At 43.1% G+C, this 17800-nt stretch carries 13 protein-coding genes; 7 read left to right on the forward strand and 6 right to left on the reverse strand.

Features of this window, described 5'->3' with window-relative positions; genetic code table 11:
- Positions 1-615: 615 nt before the first annotated feature.
- The 4 genes from PR833_RS14975 to PR833_RS14990 are packed head-to-tail and all read right to left on the reverse strand — an operon-like array spanning position 616 to position 6120.
- Positions 616-2925, reverse strand: coding sequence for a glycoside hydrolase family 15 protein (locus PR833_RS14975; RefSeq protein ID WP_104873076.1), 2310 nt, complete (start codon positions 2923-2925; stop codon positions 616-618).
- On the reverse strand, positions 2922-4364 hold the full coding sequence (gene zwf / locus PR833_RS14980) for a glucose-6-phosphate dehydrogenase (protein WP_004926295.1): 1443 nt from the start codon (positions 4362-4364) through the stop codon (positions 2922-2924). The genes PR833_RS14975 and zwf overlap by 4 nt, the downstream gene beginning before the upstream one ends.
- Complete coding sequence (gnd, locus tag PR833_RS14985; protein WP_272526298.1) at positions 4361-5413, reverse strand: phosphogluconate dehydrogenase (NAD(+)-dependent, decarboxylating); 1053 nt, start codon at positions 5411-5413, stop codon at positions 4361-4363. The genes zwf and gnd overlap by 4 nt, the downstream gene beginning before the upstream one ends.
- Positions 5410-6120, reverse strand: a complete 711-nt coding sequence (locus PR833_RS14990; RefSeq protein WP_196715656.1) for an ROK family protein — start codon at positions 6118-6120, stop codon at positions 5410-5412. Before PR833_RS14990 ends, gnd begins: the two co-directional genes overlap by 4 nt.
- A gap of 483 nt (positions 6121-6603) precedes the next feature.
- On the opposite strand from PR833_RS14990, the gene hdeA reads away from it, so the two are divergent.
- Complete coding sequence (gene hdeA, locus PR833_RS14995; RefSeq protein WP_004926290.1) at positions 6604-6909, forward strand: acid-activated periplasmic chaperone HdeA; 306 nt, start codon at positions 6604-6606, stop codon at positions 6907-6909.
- Positions 6910-6959: 50 nt separating this feature from the next.
- On the opposite strand, the gene PR833_RS15000 is transcribed toward hdeA, so the two are convergent.
- Positions 6960-8135 (reverse strand): MFS transporter, encoded by a 1176-nt coding sequence (locus PR833_RS15000; protein ID WP_036942320.1) that lies wholly within the window; start codon positions 8133-8135, stop codon positions 6960-6962.
- A 389-nt stretch (positions 8136-8524) separates the two neighbouring features.
- On the opposite strand from PR833_RS15000, the gene PR833_RS15005 reads away from it, so the two are divergent.
- Together PR833_RS15005 and PR833_RS15010 are read left to right on the forward strand one after the other, a co-directional pair.
- Positions 8525-10570, forward strand: a complete 2046-nt coding sequence (locus PR833_RS15005) for a TonB-dependent receptor domain-containing protein (protein ID WP_004926288.1) — start codon at positions 8525-8527, stop codon at positions 10568-10570.
- A 118-nt stretch (positions 10571-10688) separates the two neighbouring features.
- Positions 10689-11567, forward strand: coding sequence for an alpha/beta hydrolase (locus tag PR833_RS15010; RefSeq protein ID WP_004926374.1), 879 nt, complete (start codon positions 10689-10691; stop codon positions 11565-11567).
- A gap of 19 nt (positions 11568-11586) precedes the next feature.
- Here PR833_RS15010 and PR833_RS15015 read toward each other — a convergent pair whose 3' ends face one another.
- The gene (locus tag PR833_RS15015) at positions 11587-12519 is read right to left on the reverse strand and encodes a LysR substrate-binding domain-containing protein (RefSeq protein ID WP_272526300.1); all 933 of its coding nucleotides are present in this window, start codon (positions 12517-12519) and stop codon (positions 11587-11589) included.
- A gap of 768 nt (positions 12520-13287) precedes the next feature.
- Here PR833_RS15015 and PR833_RS15020 point away from each other — a divergent pair.
- The 4 genes from PR833_RS15020 to PR833_RS15035 are packed head-to-tail and all read left to right on the forward strand — an operon-like array spanning position 13288 to position 17787.
- The gene (locus PR833_RS15020; RefSeq protein WP_004926285.1) at positions 13288-13884 is read left to right on the forward strand and encodes an ankyrin repeat domain-containing protein; all 597 of its coding nucleotides are present in this window, start codon (positions 13288-13290) and stop codon (positions 13882-13884) included.
- An 18-nt stretch (positions 13885-13902) separates the two neighbouring features.
- The gene (locus PR833_RS15025) at positions 13903-14832 is read left to right on the forward strand and encodes a DUF2877 domain-containing protein (protein ID WP_163761894.1); all 930 of its coding nucleotides are present in this window, start codon (positions 13903-13905) and stop codon (positions 14830-14832) included.
- Positions 14822-16372, forward strand: a complete 1551-nt coding sequence (gene fdrA / locus PR833_RS15030) for an acyl-CoA synthetase FdrA (RefSeq protein WP_004926280.1) — start codon at positions 14822-14824, stop codon at positions 16370-16372. Before PR833_RS15025 ends, fdrA begins: the two co-directional genes overlap by 11 nt.
- Positions 16372-17787 (forward strand): DUF1116 domain-containing protein, encoded by a 1416-nt coding sequence (locus PR833_RS15035; protein WP_272526302.1) that lies wholly within the window; start codon positions 16372-16374, stop codon positions 17785-17787. Before fdrA ends, PR833_RS15035 begins: the two co-directional genes overlap by 1 nt.
- Positions 17788-17800 lie beyond the last annotated feature (13 nt).

Raw genomic sequence — 17800 nt, forward strand, 5'->3', positions numbered from 1 at the left:
TTATTCTCAACATTCAAATATGCTGAGTAAATATAATTTGCTCATAAAAACAAAATAATAATCTAGATTAAACTTATTTTAAACAAAACGATAAAAAAATTAAAAATAAGAAAAATCCAATTAAGAACCATATTATTAATAATAAATAAGACTAATCTCAGAAATAAACAGCGATAAATAGTTAACCCTGTTTATAGTTGGTCTGATTAATTTCTACAATATAAAACAAAATTTTTTATAAGGTTAACAAAATATTTAACCAAAATAATAAAAAAAATAATTAACCGCAGTTAGAGTATAATCTCAACAGCTAAATTTTATAACGTGATAAGTGATTAGGCTTAGTCAAGAGTGAAGTGTTTATAAGTATAAATGGTGTTGATTAGATAATTTTCTTGTCGTTCTTATTAACAGCCTATTAAAACCTAGAATAAATAATTTATATATATAATTATTCCATAAATTAGTCACTATTACCTATAAACAATAGTTTTTTAATTTGCCCTTTGAGAAGGTAACGCTGACCTATATTTTAGGTGCAGTACGATTTTATATTCAAAAAAACGAGCACCATAAAGTGCTCGATTGATATTTAGTTTAATTAATGGAGTAGTACTACACCTCTATCTCAACTTGCCAGTCACGTCCTTCCCAGCCCTTAGCATCAAACCTACGCGTAAATTGTAGTGTTTTTCCTGCCAATGCGCTGACATCTAACGCAACACCATATAACCCTAAACCGAGAGGTTGGCTACTCTGCTCCTTGATATCCTGCCAATTGTCATAACCATAATGCAAAACAAATGGCTCTTGTGCTTCAATCCATAACTGGCGATTGGCGGGTATCGCACCACAAGATAAATTATCACGCCAATGACGTGCGCGTGGTGCTGGAGGCTTATTGCCATAACGCTCACTCACCGATTTTAGTTGCTCAATAGGCACACCCGTCTTTTGCACATAGATTAACTTGATAAGCTCCGCATGAGCCCAAATCAGTGGCATCGCACTACCGCTTGGCCTCCCCGTTAATAGCCCCCTCTCAGGTATACTCTCCTTATCCCAAATTTGCTCCGGCAACATACCACCTGTACTTGCTGAAGCCAAAATGGCATTTAAATAAGGCTTAATATCCTCTTTACGGGCGGCGGCATAGTGCCCTCTCTCCCCACTGAGCAACGGCCAAAGACGACCTACACCACTACCATCAAAAGCACGCCCATCCTCATGCTCGCCATATCCATCCTCGTTATAACGATAATAATATGGCCCCGCGGGTAAATTGACACACAGTTGCTCATCAACAAGTTTAGTCGTCTCTTCAATCCGCTTATCTGATGCCTTACGTAAACCTAAGCGAACAAGATAGAGATATTCCATCCCCAATAACGCACGCGTATTGATGGTTTCATTGTTCCGGTTGCGCAACATCACCTCACCAAAACGTGCAGAATGGCAATTTGGATTCAAGCGGATGTAATGCCCAGAGATACCAAGCTCTTTATCTAACTCCGTGTTAGCCACATACACCCATGATTCTAACCGCTCATTCCAATCATCCGCTAAGTCAAGCGCATACTGCTTATCTCCATCCTCAAGGAAGCCCGCTTTGGCGCCAGCCACCAATGCTGCTATCGAAACCGACAGCGTAAATGGGTTGATCCCTGAATTCTCCTCCCAGCGGTCTTGTGGGCTGGCTGGGCCATATTGCGCAATAAAGGCTAACGCTTTGCGCGCCATGCGGATTGCCGCACCTTGCATTTCCCCCAGTAAGCCCTGTTCATGCAATTTCGCTGCAAATAAAACAGGCAATGCCACTTCATCTAATTGGATCCCCTGCCAATAAGGCCGACCATCGGTGAAATTGTTTTGCATCCAATGACCATCTGGCTGTTGAATAGCAATCAAGTAAGCCAGTAAAGCTCGAACCTCAGTGATCAAACCACACGCCAACATGGCAAAACCGACTTCAACGGAGTCACGAGGCCAAACAAGGTGATATCCTCCCGGATCCTTATGAGTATCTCCCCATGGCGTACTTAAACTCGCCACCAGCGAGCCGGGGAATGTTCTACCCTCATGGGTTTTCAAGACCACAACCGAAGTGCGAACAGCATCCGATAACGTTTTAGGCAGCTTATCTAACCCAGGGAAATTCACCGTTTCATTCCATGCCGCCCACAAATAAGCATACTGGCGCCTTGCTTCTTGGTAGCCCTCTGCTAGGGCGCTATTAGCTAAGGTTGCAGCACCTTGTGCACTGGCAGAAAATGCTAACGCCAATACGCCTGAGTTATGATTTAACTCGCCTATCATCGCGATATTACCTGGCCCAGCCTGCTGGTATTCCCAACTCATACCACCGTTTTGACTAAAATCCTGCCAACCATCTGAGCTACCAACATACCCCACACTGCCTCTTGCAAAGCCATTTTCAGCAGACAAGATCAGATATTGCCCGTTCTTCTGAGCCGCTAGCCCTTGAGACGTCACCGAACCATAATTATTGTCACCATCGCCGCCGAGATGTGGTGCTAATAGCGGATATAATCGCAGCCCTTCACCTTCAAGATGATAATGGATCAGCAAGACATCGCGCGCAGGATCAGTGATAATCTCTAATTCAAGGCGATAACGCTCATGTTGATGCACGATTTTTGGCAGTGGTAAGGAGGATGACGGCGTAGTGATACTGTATTGGTGGACACGCTTTACCTCTGACCAAAAGTCATCCCCAGCAATAATAAAACCTAAATCACGAATTTGTGGCGTACTGCAAGAAGGCCAATACACCTCATTTAAGATGCCATAACCTACGGTAAACCATACTCGTCCTTGACCGATTGCCGTTCCCACCATGTCTTTTGCACTACTTGTCCACGTCGCAGTGCTTCCCGGGGCGCCCGGGGCTTGCTGTGCTATCATTCGCGACCCTCCTGTTCAAACAGTGAACGCCATTGATGACCGGGGCGCATGATCCGAGATTGCGTATCTGGCCCTTCCGTTCCCGCCTTATACAGGTCAGGCATTCCCTTCTGCCACGCTTTTAGCGCAGGGTCGATGACCCGCCATGCCCATTCGACTTCATCAAAGCGGAGGAAATGCGCACGCTCACCATGCAGTGCATCAATTAAAAGTTGCTCGTAAGCCGAAACTTCATACTGCCCCGGTAAGGTATAAGGCGCGCTGAGCACGATGCCATGCGTATTTAAATTCATCCCTGGCAACTTCGCCGTCATATGCATATCCATCCCCATCGTTGGGGATAATCTAAAGACGAGCCAATTATTATCGACCTGAATATCCCCCGGTAATGCACCGGCCGGAGCTTTAAATTGCACAGCGATTTCAGCGTAATTATTGGCTAACCGTTTACCACTTCGTAAATAGAAAGGCACACCTTTCCAGCGCCAGTTATCTATCTCTATTCGCAATGCGGCAAACGTTTCTGTGTTGGTATCGACAGGGATACCTGGCTCGTTGCAGTAATCCGTCGCAGTTTCGCCATTCACTTGCCCTGCACAATACTGCCCACGAACGGCCCAGTCATTGGCATCCATATCATCTGTTGGTCGAATGGATTTCAACACTTCCACTTTATGATCACGTAGAATCTCACCATCCCAGCGCCCTAATGGCTCAATTGCCGTTAATGTCAGCAATTGCATAAGATGGTTTTGCAGCATGTCACGCATCGCACCAGAGTGGTCGTAATAGACAGCTCGGTTTTCTACACCTAATGTTTCTGCATAAGTAATTTGCACCTGCTCAATATGCTCAGCATTCCAAACAGGGGCGAGGACGCGGTTAGCAAAACGGAAAATCATCAAGTTTTGTGTTGCCTCTTTTCCTAAGAAATGATCAATACGGTAAACTTGTGATTCATCCCAATAAGCATGTACTTGCCCGCGCAATACCTCTGCCGATTCAAGATCAGTACCAAACGGTTTTTCAATTAAAATACGTCGCCAATTATCACCACTTTCTTTAGATAGCCCCGCTTCGCCTATCGCCTGCGCCGCTTGCCCAAATAAGGTCGGTGGTAAGGCTAAATAAAAGAGTGCAGATGGCGTTAGTTTACTTTCCAACGCCTTCAAATCATTCGCTTCTAATGAGCCACTGACGAAATCCAAATGTTCGCTAAACGCTTTCCATTCTGTTTCATTAAAATCAGTAATAAACTCCGCCAATGCATCATGGATATGTTGCAAAAACGAGTCATGATCCCATTTATCAATCGAATACCCGATAATGTTCAAATCAGGGATCAGTCCTAATCGATGTAAACGAAATAGAGAAGGCATCAATAGACGTTTAGTTAAATCGCCGCTTGCCCCCAAGATCACCAAAGAGAAACGACTCATTTCGCCCCTCCTTGATCCTCAGTTTTTTCTTTATGGCCACCAAAAGCATGGCGCATGGCAGACTGAACTCGGTCTGCAAACAGGTCATTGCCACGAGAGGTGAAACGTGAGTAAAGTGCACTCGTTAATACTGGTGCCGGCACGCCGAGGTCGATCGCCGCCGTCGAGGTCCAGCGGCCTTCCCCAGAATCTGAAACACGACCTGCATAATTTTCCAGATCAGGGGATTGATGCATCTCTTGTGCGATCAGATCGAGTAACCACGATCCCACCACACTCCCACGACGCCATAGTTCACTGATCTCACCAACAGGCAATTGATATTGATAATACTCTGGATGTTCAAGTGGTGCGGTTTCTGCATCTGCTGCCACTGGGTGCAACCCTTGATCCGCATGTTTTAGAATATTCAGCCCTTCCGCATAAGCCGCCATTAAGCCGTATTCGATGCCATTATGGACCATCTTCACAAAATGGCCTGCTCCACTTGGCCCACAGTGCAGATATCCTTGCTCTGCTGGTGAAGGTTCACCATGGTTACCTTCCGTACATGGCGCTGCATCGACTCCGGGTGCTAATGCACGAAAAACAGGTTCTAAATATTGGTAATGCTCTTTTGGACCACCAATCATCTGACAATAACCACGCTCTTCACCCCATACACCACCGCTGACTCCCACATCCATATAGTTAATTCCATCGGCTTTCAGTGCATTGGCGCGGCGAATATCTTCTGTAAAGTGGGAGTTACCGCCATCGATCAGCGTATCCCCCTTCTCCAATAAGGGTTTGAGCTGAGCAATCACAGTATCCACGACCGCTGCGGGCAACATTAACCAAATATGCCGTGGTGCTTTCATGTTCTTCACTAATTCTTCCAATGAATGGTTGAAGATAACACTGTCAGGTAGCTGCTGGCGGATAGCCGAATTTTGGTCATAAACAACGCACGAGATGCCTGCTTGTTGGATGCGACGAACCATTGCTGCACCCATTCTGCCTAGCCCTATAAAACCGAGTTGAAGTTGATTGTTAGATGATTGATTCATAAGTTATTTCCCCAAATTCTGATTCCACCAAGAAAAGCTTTGTCATTATCTCCACGCCGTACATGTTCCGGTAACGTCGTAAACTGATGCACATTCCCGCCACCGATAACAATGTAGTCCGGCATAAATGCTTGATAAAAGAGGTCTACTACCGTCAGTACACTCTGCCGCCACACGGCATCACCTTCGGATTCACGATAATGTTCACTGACATAGTATTCATAGTCGTGTTCAAGGTATGGCAGGTGCGCGACTTCCATTGGCTGTAGCTGCTGATTAACAATCAATGCGCTTCCCAATCCAGTTCCAAGCCCTAAAAACAACATACTGCCACCTTCATAGCTACCGACGGCTTGCATTGCGGCATCATTAATTAGGCGAATAGGGCAAGGGAACGCATCGGCTAAATCAAAGTTGACCCAACCACTGGCTAAATTAACGGGTTCCTTAAGGACGCGATTTCCAGAGATAGGAGATGGAAAGCCAATACTGACGCCATCGAACAGAGAGGTATCAACGCATTGATTCACATCATGAATAAATTGTTCTGGTGTCATGGTGTGCCCAGAAACGAATTCAATGGCAGGGGTGTTGGGGGCGGTATATAGCTTGACATGAGTACCACCAACATCAATGACTAAAATTCGCTTTGTTGTGGGAACATCCGAAATTGTAATAACACAAGATGTTTTACTCGTTAAAGACATAGAAAGTTTTCTCCGCTTTGCCAACGTTGGCAATGGGTGTTGTATTACAGGAAACCCCCGAGCTTAAGTCGATAAATGATAACGCGACCTAAGCGAACAACTTTCTTCCTTCTGGTGTTGAAATAACTGCAACGAAATAGGTATTAGTCAATAATCGATAACAAGGTTGAATTTTATTTTTTGTTGATAAAAAAAGTATACCTATAAATAGTTTTAATAAAAGTAAAAACGCCTTTAATTAAATAAAACTTAATTGGTATTTAATTTTTATTGTCATTAAATGATGAGTTTGCGTTTTATTTTCCAATATTGAATCAATACCGATGGTATTTAAATAATCATATAAATACTATCGATTTGCGCTCTTTGTTTTTTATTTTTCATCATCTATGATGATTAAGAAATAGGGATATTTTTCTATATCCATATTAGAACCTTTTATGAAAAACTCATCCAATGATCGTTAAATATTAAGGTGAAATTATGAAAAAATATTTTATTGTCGGCATTATTGCAGCTTCATTAACGAGCCTTTCAGCAATGGCTGAAGATAAAAAAAACGATACTAAGCCTTTAGCAGAGTGGACGTGTGAAGAGTTTTTAGCTATCGATGATAATTTTTACCCAACGGCTGTCGGCTTTGGTGAGCTATTAACTAAAAAAGATAAAGTTGAAGATGCAGTTTTAGATGTTGATGGTATCCAAACACTCACACCGGTTGTGATTGATGCCTGTAAAAAAGACACGAAGGCTAACTTTGTTGAACAAGTAAAAAACGCTAAAAAATAAGCCAACTAATATCGTTGCGTAGCTTATGGCTACGCAACTTATCGAGATACTCACGTCACTTTTTGAGTATGACGAATTGCCGATAGCGTCATTATCAACGCAAATAGTACACAGAGTGCCGCAATAAAATAGATCCCTCGATATCCCAAATAAACCACCGCCATACCCGCTAACGGCCCAGTAATACCATAGGCGATATCTTGGAAAGCGGAATAACCACCTAATGCGGTTCCACGCATTTGAGGCGCCACAGTTTTAACCACTTCCGTTCCCACGGCAGGGTAAACTAATGAACACCCCGCCCCCGTCAAGGCTGCACCTAAGAGTGCAACCCCATACACTGGTGCCGCCCATAATATGAGCAACCCTACAAACTCTACGGCAAGAGAGACTACTGCGACGCGATAACCATTCATTTTATCTGGCAGCCCGCCCCACAGCACCCGCACTAATACAAAAGTACAGCCGAAAGCACTGAGGGCAAGTCCAGCGTTTCCCCACTGTTCAGAAACAAAATACAGGGAAATAAAGGTACCAATTGCCGCAAAACCGATACCTTTTAGCGCCAATATGATACCCATTTTCCAAATTTTGCGGATCACTGACCAGAAAGGAAGCCATTTGCCATGTAAAGGCGCCACCGCAGGTACTGTGCCATTAATCAGCAAAGAGATGCAGGGCAACAACATAACCATCGCACTCACCGCGACAAAACCGTAATGTTGGTAGATAACAAGCCCGAGTGGCGCGCCAACCGCTAGCGACCCATAAATCGCCATACCATTCCATGACATGACTTTACCCGCTTGTGTCGCCCCAACCAGCCGCATACCCCATGTCAAATTACCTGTTAACAGCTGGCTTTCCCCTAAACCAAGAACCAAACGTCCTACCATCAATAATAGAATTTGGTACAAAGGTGCGAGAGGTAATAATACCGCGAGCAAACAGAAGCCCCCTGATATTCCACAGGCACACATCCCTTGCAACGTGGTTCTTTTAGCGCCTTTTTGGTCAGCTAAGCGGCCTGCATAGCCTCGAGTCAACACCGTCGCCAGAAACTGAATACCAACGACCACCCCGACCCATACATCGCTAAAGCCTAATTCTTGATGGACAAATAGGGGTATCACCGTTAATGGCAGTCCAACGGTCATATACGAAAAAAACATGGCAGCAGAGATTCGAAATAATGGCATTGATGAGTGTGATGCTGATACTGACATAATTGGAGGATGCCCATATTCACAGAATAGCTTTTATTTGCTGACATTAGGTGAGCGAATTAACAATGTCAATTAAGTTAATTTTGAAATTTCTATTTTGTAATCAAGTTGACACTTTATTAATGAACTATTTGATAAATATTATTTTTCTAATATAACCCGCCTTAACCAGATTTATTTTATGGCTATATTCTATTTCTCAATTGTAACGTCTAAATAGCGTAGAAGTTGCAGCTTGTTGATCATTTTACTTCATCCCTGTTAACCGCTCATTTTTATCATTTAATTAGCAAATCACTTATTTATTTTTCATCTATTTCGGTGATACTATTTGTATTCAATATGATTATTACTCTCATTTACATTTGTATTTTGTTTTAAGGGTTACCATGTCTATTCAACGCCACTACACACAACTCGCAGCGGCTGTTATCGCTGCCATTTCATCTCTTCCTGCCTTCGCCCAAGAAGATCCAGACAAAATGATTGTGACTGCATCGGGATATTCACAACAGTTACGCGATGCCCCCGCGAGTATTACGGTTATCTCTAAAGAGCAGCTACAAAATAAACCCGTTCGCGACTTAGCTGATGCCGTAAAAGATGTCGAAGGCGTGAGTATTGTTGGTAGTGCCAATAAACAAGATATTAATATTCGCGGCCTACCTGGCGAATACACCTTAATATTGGTCGATGGTCGCCGCCAAAATAGCCGTGAATCTCGCCCAAATGGTAGTGGTGGATTTGAAGCGGGCTTTATGCCTCCCGTTGAAGCGATTGAACGTATCGAAGTGATCCGCGGCCCCATGTCTTCCTTGTATGGTTCAGATGCAATGGGTGGGGTTATCAATATCATCACGAAAAAGGTGACCAATGAGTGGCATGGCAATGTAGCATTGGGTGGTATTTTACAAGAAAACCGTGATAGTGGTGATTCTACTGATGGTAATTTCTACCTCTCCGGTCCATTGATCAACGATAAATTAGGGCTACAACTGTATGGTGGTGGCGATTACCGCCAAGAAGATAAAATTACTGAGGGCCATAACAAACGCGATAATCGTAGCCTGACAGCAAAACTGACTTTTACCCCACTCGAAAATCAAACCTTTTTACTTGAAGCGGGTAGAACAACGCAAGAGCGCACCTCAACGCCGGGTAAATCGTTCGCTGAATATACGATGCGTGGCGAATCAAAACAGAAAAATACCAAAACTGAGATACACAATGATAGAAACCATTTCGCTCTTACCTATAAAGGGGATTGGGATCTGTTCAACACCGAATTGAGTGTGTACCAAGAGCAAACGAAACGAAATACCAAATCAGAAGTTAAAGACAGCGCTGGCGATTACCACTTTGTTTATGAGGCACGCGTACCCGAAATTACCAATACTGTCGTTGATGGTAAGGTTGTGGCGTTCTTACCCGATAATATTCTGACAGTAGGTGGTCAATTCCAACACGCTAGGTTAAAAGATACTTCTGCAACAGGGAAAAAGACCACTGAAGACACAACACTCCGCGCTGAACAATATGCTTTCTTCTTAGAAGATGAATTTACAGCAACAGATAATTTGATACTGACTGGTGGTTTGCGTTTAGATCACCACGAATTTTATGGTAACCACTGGAATCCTCGTGGTTATGCCATCTATTACTTAACCGATGAAATCACCATCAAAGGTGGTGTATCACAAGCCTTCCGCGCCCCAACTTTACGTGAAGTCAGCCCAAGCTATGGTACGTCAACCGAAAAGGGTGAAGGCATTATCTATGGTAACCGTGATCTGAAACCAGAAAAAAGCCTAAGTGAAGAAATCAGTATCGCCTATGACCACGAATCAGGCTTTAATGCGAGCCTGACGCTATTTAATACTGATTTTAAAAATAAACTCACCAGCTATTATACGGGTGAGCCAGACCCTATCACAGGCCTAAAACTCTACACCTTTGATAACGTGGGTAAAGCGAATATTAAGGGTGTTGAAGTCGCAACAGGTATCCCTCTTGCAGAAGATTGGAAACTGAGCATGAACTACACATATGTCGATTCTGAACGTCGAAGCGATGATGAAAAGTTGAGTAATAACATGTCATTGAAAGGTTACCCTCTAGATAAGACGCCGAAACACACCGCTAACGCTAAACTCGACTGGCAATATAGCGAAGACTTGAACCTCTATACCCGCGCCCATTATGAAGGCAAACAGGTTTGGGCCGCTCAGCGTAACGGTTATACCGCACCACGCTACCGTAGCGGTTACACCACCATGGATGTTGGGATGACGTATCAGCTACTGAAAAATACCAAACTCAATTTGGCAGTATTGAATATTGCGAATGAAAAAGGCCCCAAAATTGATACCAAAGGCGGCAACTGGGATGTTGAAGACGGACGCCGCTATTGGGCTAACGTCAATGTTAGCTTCTAAGTTATCTTAGCCATCGGCAGCGAATATTTGGCGTCATCGGCCAATATTCGCTGTTTGCCTATGCTGACGCTAGGCCTCCCCATAGACACCGTCAACAACTAAAAAACATAATAACCAAATGATAAATAAACTTATTATCTCCAGTTTACTCTTTTCAATGGCTTTGACGACCGCCTATGCTCGCCCATCGCAAACCCCTCCGGCATTGGATAAGCAAGTCAGCCAATTTTATGATGTTCAGCATCATGATATGGAAAATCCCCATAGCTCAAAGGGAAGCCGTACCTATCGAATTTTTAGTGCTGTGCCTCATGGGATGCAGTCACCAAGACCTGTGCTGTATATGCTTGATGGCAATGGGATATTCCCGCTTGTCGTCAATCGCGCCATCCAAAAACTCCCCAAAGATAAACTGCCTATTATTATTGGGGTCGGTTATCCAATCCATGAAGCCTTTCCTAAGCAATTGCGTACCTACGATTATACGCCCCGCGTTGCTGGTGATGATTTCGCACAAGGTGGTGGATCAGAGGAACTATCTCAATTTCTGACAAGCCAAATTCGCCCTTGGGTGGAGCAGCAATTTGCTATTGATAAACAAAAACAGACCCTATTTGGGCATTCATTTGGTGGGCTATTTACGTTGATGGCTTATCAAAAGCATCCTACGGCATTTCAATCTTTTGTTTCTGCTAGCCCTTCTTTATGGTGGGGAAAAGGCACAATGATAGATAAGGCTCAGTTAACGCAACAACAAAATGCGTCACCTTTATTTATCACCTTAGGAGAGTTAGAAGAAAAGCCTGATTTATCGCGTCTCAGCGAGGAGCAGATTAAGCATTATCAATCACGCTCAAGTTGGATAACCTCACGCCAATTATGCACCATGCTCAGCGACCATGGACGCCATTGTGAATTTACACTTTACCCCAATCAAAGCCATGGCAGCGTGATCCCTGACGCTATCAATAAAGCTCTGGATGTCACCGTTCAATAAACACGTAAAATGTGACGGGCTAATTAATGGGTTTTAACAAATCACTATAGAGTTTCGTTAGAATCCCATTTGCGGTGAATTCCCTACGGATCCACTGTGTCACGAGGCCCGTCGCAGAATGCTGAGTTGCTAATAACATGTGCGAGTCTTGCCGTGGGTTTTGGATCTGTTTTATGACCAACAGGCCATTCTTAACATGCTCTTTCACCATATAATCCGGCAAAAAACCAATCCCCTCACCTAAAATCTGACATTGGCATTTGGTATTGAAGTCAGGAACTTGTATCGCTTCTTGCCCATGCAATAGCCAACCAACCCGCTTATTAATGGTATGTGCTGTATCTTCTACCATGATATTAGGATATAAGCGCAACTGGCTTTCGGCGATAGGCTCAGGCATCAACGCTAATGGATGCGTTGCTGAAATGGCAAATTGCCAATGAATTGTCCCGATTTCCGTATAATCAATGCCTCCGCCATCCATCAAAGTACCTGGTGCACCAATCGCAATATCAGAGAGATTATTGATGATGGCATCCCATACCCCGTTATACACCTCAGTGGTCACTGTTATTTGGCAAGTCGGAAATTGTTTTTTAAGGATTTGCAGCAATTTTGCAGTGTGATAAGGCGTATATAGCAACTGATTAATACAAATACGCACCCGAGCTTCAATCCCCTGCTCAATAGAGTAAATACTCTTTTTGATCAGATGAAAGTTATTTAATAAATCCGTGGCTTTGCGGTAAAAGTAGTAACCCGCTTCTGTTAATTCAATATTCCGTGTATCACGAATAAATAGCACCACGTCTAAATAAGTTTCGATACGTTTAATGGTGTAACTAACCGCAGACGTGGTGATCCCCAACTCTTCTGCCGCCTTACTAAAACTGGCATATTTTGCAGCCGTTGTATATGTCAGTAAATTTTCTTCGGTAAATATTGAATTCATACTGGTGACCCGAAATTGGATAGAAAGAAATTAAAAAATTTATAATCAAAATAATTCGAGCTACAGAAAGGCAGAACATAGCGGGGTCACTAGCAACATCGATCACTGCGAGACTCAGATCCGTGAATACCGCCAACAACCCTGTCGCTTAAAGTAAGAAGAATATATGTGAATTATATTTAATAACCTATAGATATTGGTTGTTTATCAACCATTTTATTACGTTTAAAAGAAATCTTTTATCATACTGAGCCATTTATCAGAGCTGTCTTTTTTAGATGAATTAACTGCAAAGAAAGCCCATTAATTTATAATCAAAATAATTAATAACATTGAAATAAATACTAGAGCATCCCCTTAACAATCTCGCTGATCTCGATCAATTAATTCACATTTTTAACAGTTGCAAAACCTTTAGTTTGATGCTTATCACAAAACTGACTAAATCCTTTATTTCCTATCTGATTGACCAGTGAAATTGGATTATTTCGGTCATTTATTACGCAAAAAAACTTAGAAATTGATGAAAAATTATGCTTTCGCGCACAAAAAAACGAATTTGTTGATTTTAATTCAATAATCAAGGCTGCTATTGATGAATGAATTTTAAATGGATTCTATTTATTTCAACAGCTTGCTATGCTTAATCCATCATAAAAATACCCATTCTTCTCATACATAATGCGGATTGGGTATTACATTTAAAATTGTCTTTATCTATTTTGGTTGTCGTCAATGAAATGCAGATAACCAAATAAGGGGAAAACCATGACATTAGAGCAAGAGTTTTTATCCGCAGCAGAACAAGGCAACCTAGCGTTATTGAAGCACTGCCTCGACAAAGGAGTGGACATCAATACTACCAACCGCCAAGGCCGGACAGCTATCGTGAATGCGAGTTTAAATAAACATTACGAATGCGTCACTTTCCTCATTAATGCCGGTGCGGATATTAATAAGCAAGACCAAACTTGCTTCAACCCCTTTTTGTTAAGTTGCTTGAATAATGACTTAACCCTATTACGTATCGTCCTTCCCGCTAAGCCCAATCTTGATTTATTAACTCGCTTTGGTGGTGTAGGGATCACCCCCGCCAGCGAAAAAGGCCATGTTGAAATCGTCCGTGAATTACTCGAAAAAACAGATATCAATGTGAATCACACCAACTTTGTCGGTTGGACGCCACTGCTTGAAGCCATCGTATTAAATGATGGCGGCGAAAAGCAGCAACAGATCGTCAAGCTGTTACTCGACCACGGCGCCAACCCACATATGACGGATAAATACGGTAAAACACCCTTAGAACTAGCACGCGAAAAAGGCTATCACGAAATTGCTGAATTACTAATCGCAGCGGGCGCATAGTGCATCACAAGGAGGCTTGTGAACAAGACCAAGACTCAAAGGCAACAACTGTTTGGGCTTTCGGCTGATGCGACATTTTTAAATTTATTCGATCAGCCTACATTTTCAGGACAAATAGAGCAAGTTTTTCGTAAAGCAATTAATATCTCTATTAATAATACGCTTTTTACTTTACTCAGTGCTGAATTAGATAATGCCCCTAACAGTTGTCGATTATTGAATAACGACTTATCTAAATTAAATTTAAAAGAAGGGGAATATATTTATTTCTGTAATAAAACACTGTATTTGGGTAAATATTATTTTATATCGTTTTGCTTTTGCCATCCATGGCAGCCCAATAATGTGTGTTTTATCCCAGAAAACATCAATAAAAAAACCTATTTATCCTTTTTAAATACACAAATAAGCGTAATCGATGTTTTGCTAAAAAGAGAAGGACACTCTTTATTTCATTATCATGGAGATAATTTATTTTATTTAACCGCAGCAAAAAAATTAAATTCATTACGCATTGAACTGATTAATTTATTAAAGAAAAAAGACCATCAAAAATTGCCTGAAATGGTTAGGCAGTTTATTGGCCTAGGTATTGGTTTGACCCCATCTGGGGATGATTATTTGGTTGGATTAATGGCGTTTTTATTACTTAAACATCATCCAGCTCAATGTCTGCATCCGTTTTTTGAACAGGGTATTCGCCATGCTAAAGAGGCAACCACTAAAGTCAGTGCCATTACCTTAGAAAAAGCAGTAAACCGTCACTATCGAGAAAATTTGCTGCAACTACTACACATATTAGCGACTGCAAATACAAATGACGCCAAGCCTTATTCGCAGTTGCAAAAGATTTTAGATATCGGGTCAAGCTCAGGCAGCGACATGTTATTAGGCATTCGTGATGCACTGTACCTGACCCTCTACTTTGGAGAAAAGTATGTCGACTAAAGTTGTCATCAAAAAGAATACGTATTTTGATTCCGTATCACTGATGTCTATCTCCACTAAAGCCAATCAACTCGACAATGTTGAGCAGGCATTTGTGGCAATGGCAACAGAGATGAATAAAGGCGTGCTGAAAAATTTAGGGTTATTAACACCAGAATTAGAAGCGGCAAAAAATGGCGATTTAATGATTGTCATTAAAGGCGCCAGTGATGAAGCGAATGAGGCGACGCTTGTTGCCATTGAAGCGCTATTTAATAAGAAAAATCAAGGTGGGTCACAACACGAAGCCAAATATGCCACTCTCCATTCGGCACATAGCCATATTCCAGAAAGCAACTTAGCGGTCATTTCAGTTAATGGTCAGTTTGCTGCTCGTGAAGCCCGTATTGCTCTTGAAAATGACCTTAATGTCATGCTGTTCTCTGATAATGTCTCTATTGATGATGAGCTAGCCTTAAAACAGCTTGCTAGCCGTAAAGGATTATTGATGATGGGGCCAGACTGTGGAACCGCAATAATCAATGGCGCGGCTTTATGTTTTGGGAATAACGTTCGTCGCGGCAATATCGGTATTGTTGGCGCCTCCGGTACAGGCAGCCAAGAACTGAGTGTACGTATTCATGAGTTTGGCGCGGGCGTTTCACAACTGATCGGAACGGGAGGACGCGATCTGAGTGAAAAGATCGGCGGGATCATGATGATTGATGCCCTAAAAATGCTTGATGCTGATGAAGAAACTCACGTCATTGTGTTAATTTCTAAGCCACCAGCCGCCACCGTCGCTAAAAAAGTTTTAGCACAAGCCGAAAAATGCCATAAACCTGTGGTGGTCTGTTTCCTCGGTAATCAGCCAATCCCCGACGATAAGCCTGGCTTAAGCTTTGCTAAAAGCACCAAAGAGGCAGCATTGAAAGCGGTTTTACTCACCGGTATCAAAAAAGAACAACTGAATTTACACTCACTCAATTGGCCTCTCATTGAAGAAGTCAGAGCCAAACTATCACCAAAGCAAAAATACATTCGCGGTCTATTTTGTGGTGGCACCTTATGTGATGAAGCGATGTTTGCCGCTTTAGAAAAATATGATGATGTCTACAGTAATATCCAGCCAAACCCTGAATATCGCTTAAGCGATCTTAACCAGAGCATCGCACACACCTTCTTAGATTTTGGTGATGATGACTTCACCAATGGTAAACCCCATCCAATGATTGATCCGACCAACCGTATCGAACGACTACTGCAAGAGGCTCGTGACCCAGAAGTCGGCGTTATCGTTATGGATTTTGTGCTGGGATACGGCTCCCATGAAGATCCTGTTGGCGTGATGATCGATGCCATCAAAGCAGCAAAAGAGATTGCCAAACAAGAGGGTCGAGAGCTGGAAATCCTTGGTTATGTTCTCGGTACTGACCAAGACACTCCATCCATGGATGCCCAAGTGAAAATGCTCACCGATGCAGGTGTGATTTGGGCAAGTAGTAGCACCAACACCGGTTTGTTAGCCCGCGAATTTGTCTGGAAAGGGGAGAATGCGTAATGACTTCATTATTTAAACAGCCATTAAATGTGATTAACGTGGGCATCGAAATGTTCAGTGATGACCTTAAAAAGCAGCATGTTCCCGTCACGCACTTAGATTGGACGCCACCCGGGCAAGGCAATATTGCCGTGATCAACGCATTAGATAAAATTGAAAGTAATAGCGCATTACAAGAGAAAATTGCCGCTGCCAATGCGCAGGCCTTAGAACGCATTATTCAGTCACAACCTGTACTTGTTGGCTATGATCAAGCCATTAACGTCGTACCGGGGATGACTAAAAACACCATCTTACATGCTGGACCGCCTGTTGAATGGAAAGACATGTGTGGCGCAATGAAAGGTGCAGTGACTGGCGCACTGGTATTTGAAGGGCTAGCAAAAGATTTAGTAGATGCCGAACGCGTAGCCGCTTCTGGCGAGATTATTTTTTCCCCTTGTCATGAACACGACTGTGTTGGCTCTATGGCGGGTGTGACCTCTGCCTCAATGTTTATGCACATTGTCGAAAACAAAACCTATGGTAACCGCGCATTTACCAACCTCAGTGAGCAAATGGCAAAAATTTTACGCATGGGAGCCAACGACCAAAGTGTGATTGACCGCTTGAACTGGATGCGTGATGTTTTAGGCCCAATGCTACGTGATGCTATGAAGCTGGCCGGCGAAATCGACTTGCGTCTGATGTTGGCTCAAGCACTGCATATGGGGGATGAGTGCCATAACCGTAATAACGCAGGCACCACGCTGCTTATCCAAGCACTAACCCCTTATATCATCCAAACGGATTTCTCAGTTGCTCAACAAAAAGACGTTTTTGATTTTGTCGCAAGCAGCGATTACTTCTCTGGCCCTACATGGATGGTGATGTGTAAAGCGGCGATGGATGCGGCTCATGGTATCGAATACAGCACCGTCGTTACCACCATGGCGCGTAATGGTTATGAATTCGGATTACGTATCAGTGGGCTACCGGGTCAATGGTTTACAGGCCCTTCACAGCAAGTTATCGGCCCGATGTTTGCTGGCTATAAACCCGAAGATTCAGGCCTCGATATCGGTGATTCCGCCATTACCGAGACTTATGGCATTGGCGGATTCGCCATGGCAACCGCTCCTGCCATTGTCGCTTTGGTCGGAGGAACCGTTGAAGAGGCCATCGATTTCTCACGTCAAATGCGAGAGATCACATTAGGTGAAAACCCTAACGTCACGATCCCGCTGTTAGGTTTTATGGGGATCCCCACAGCCATTGATATTACCAAGGTTGCCGCCAGCGGTATCCTTCCGGTCATCAATACGGCCATCGCCCACAAAGACGCAGGTATCGGTATGATCGGGGCTGGTATTGTGCATCCCCCGTTCGACTGCTTTGAAAAAGCTATGTTGGCTTACGCCGAAAAATACGCCTAGTCGCCGATAATAA

Source organism: Providencia sp. PROV189 (assembly GCF_028480065.1).
In the GTDB taxonomy this organism is placed as follows: domain Bacteria; phylum Pseudomonadota; class Gammaproteobacteria; order Enterobacterales; family Enterobacteriaceae; genus Providencia; species Providencia stuartii.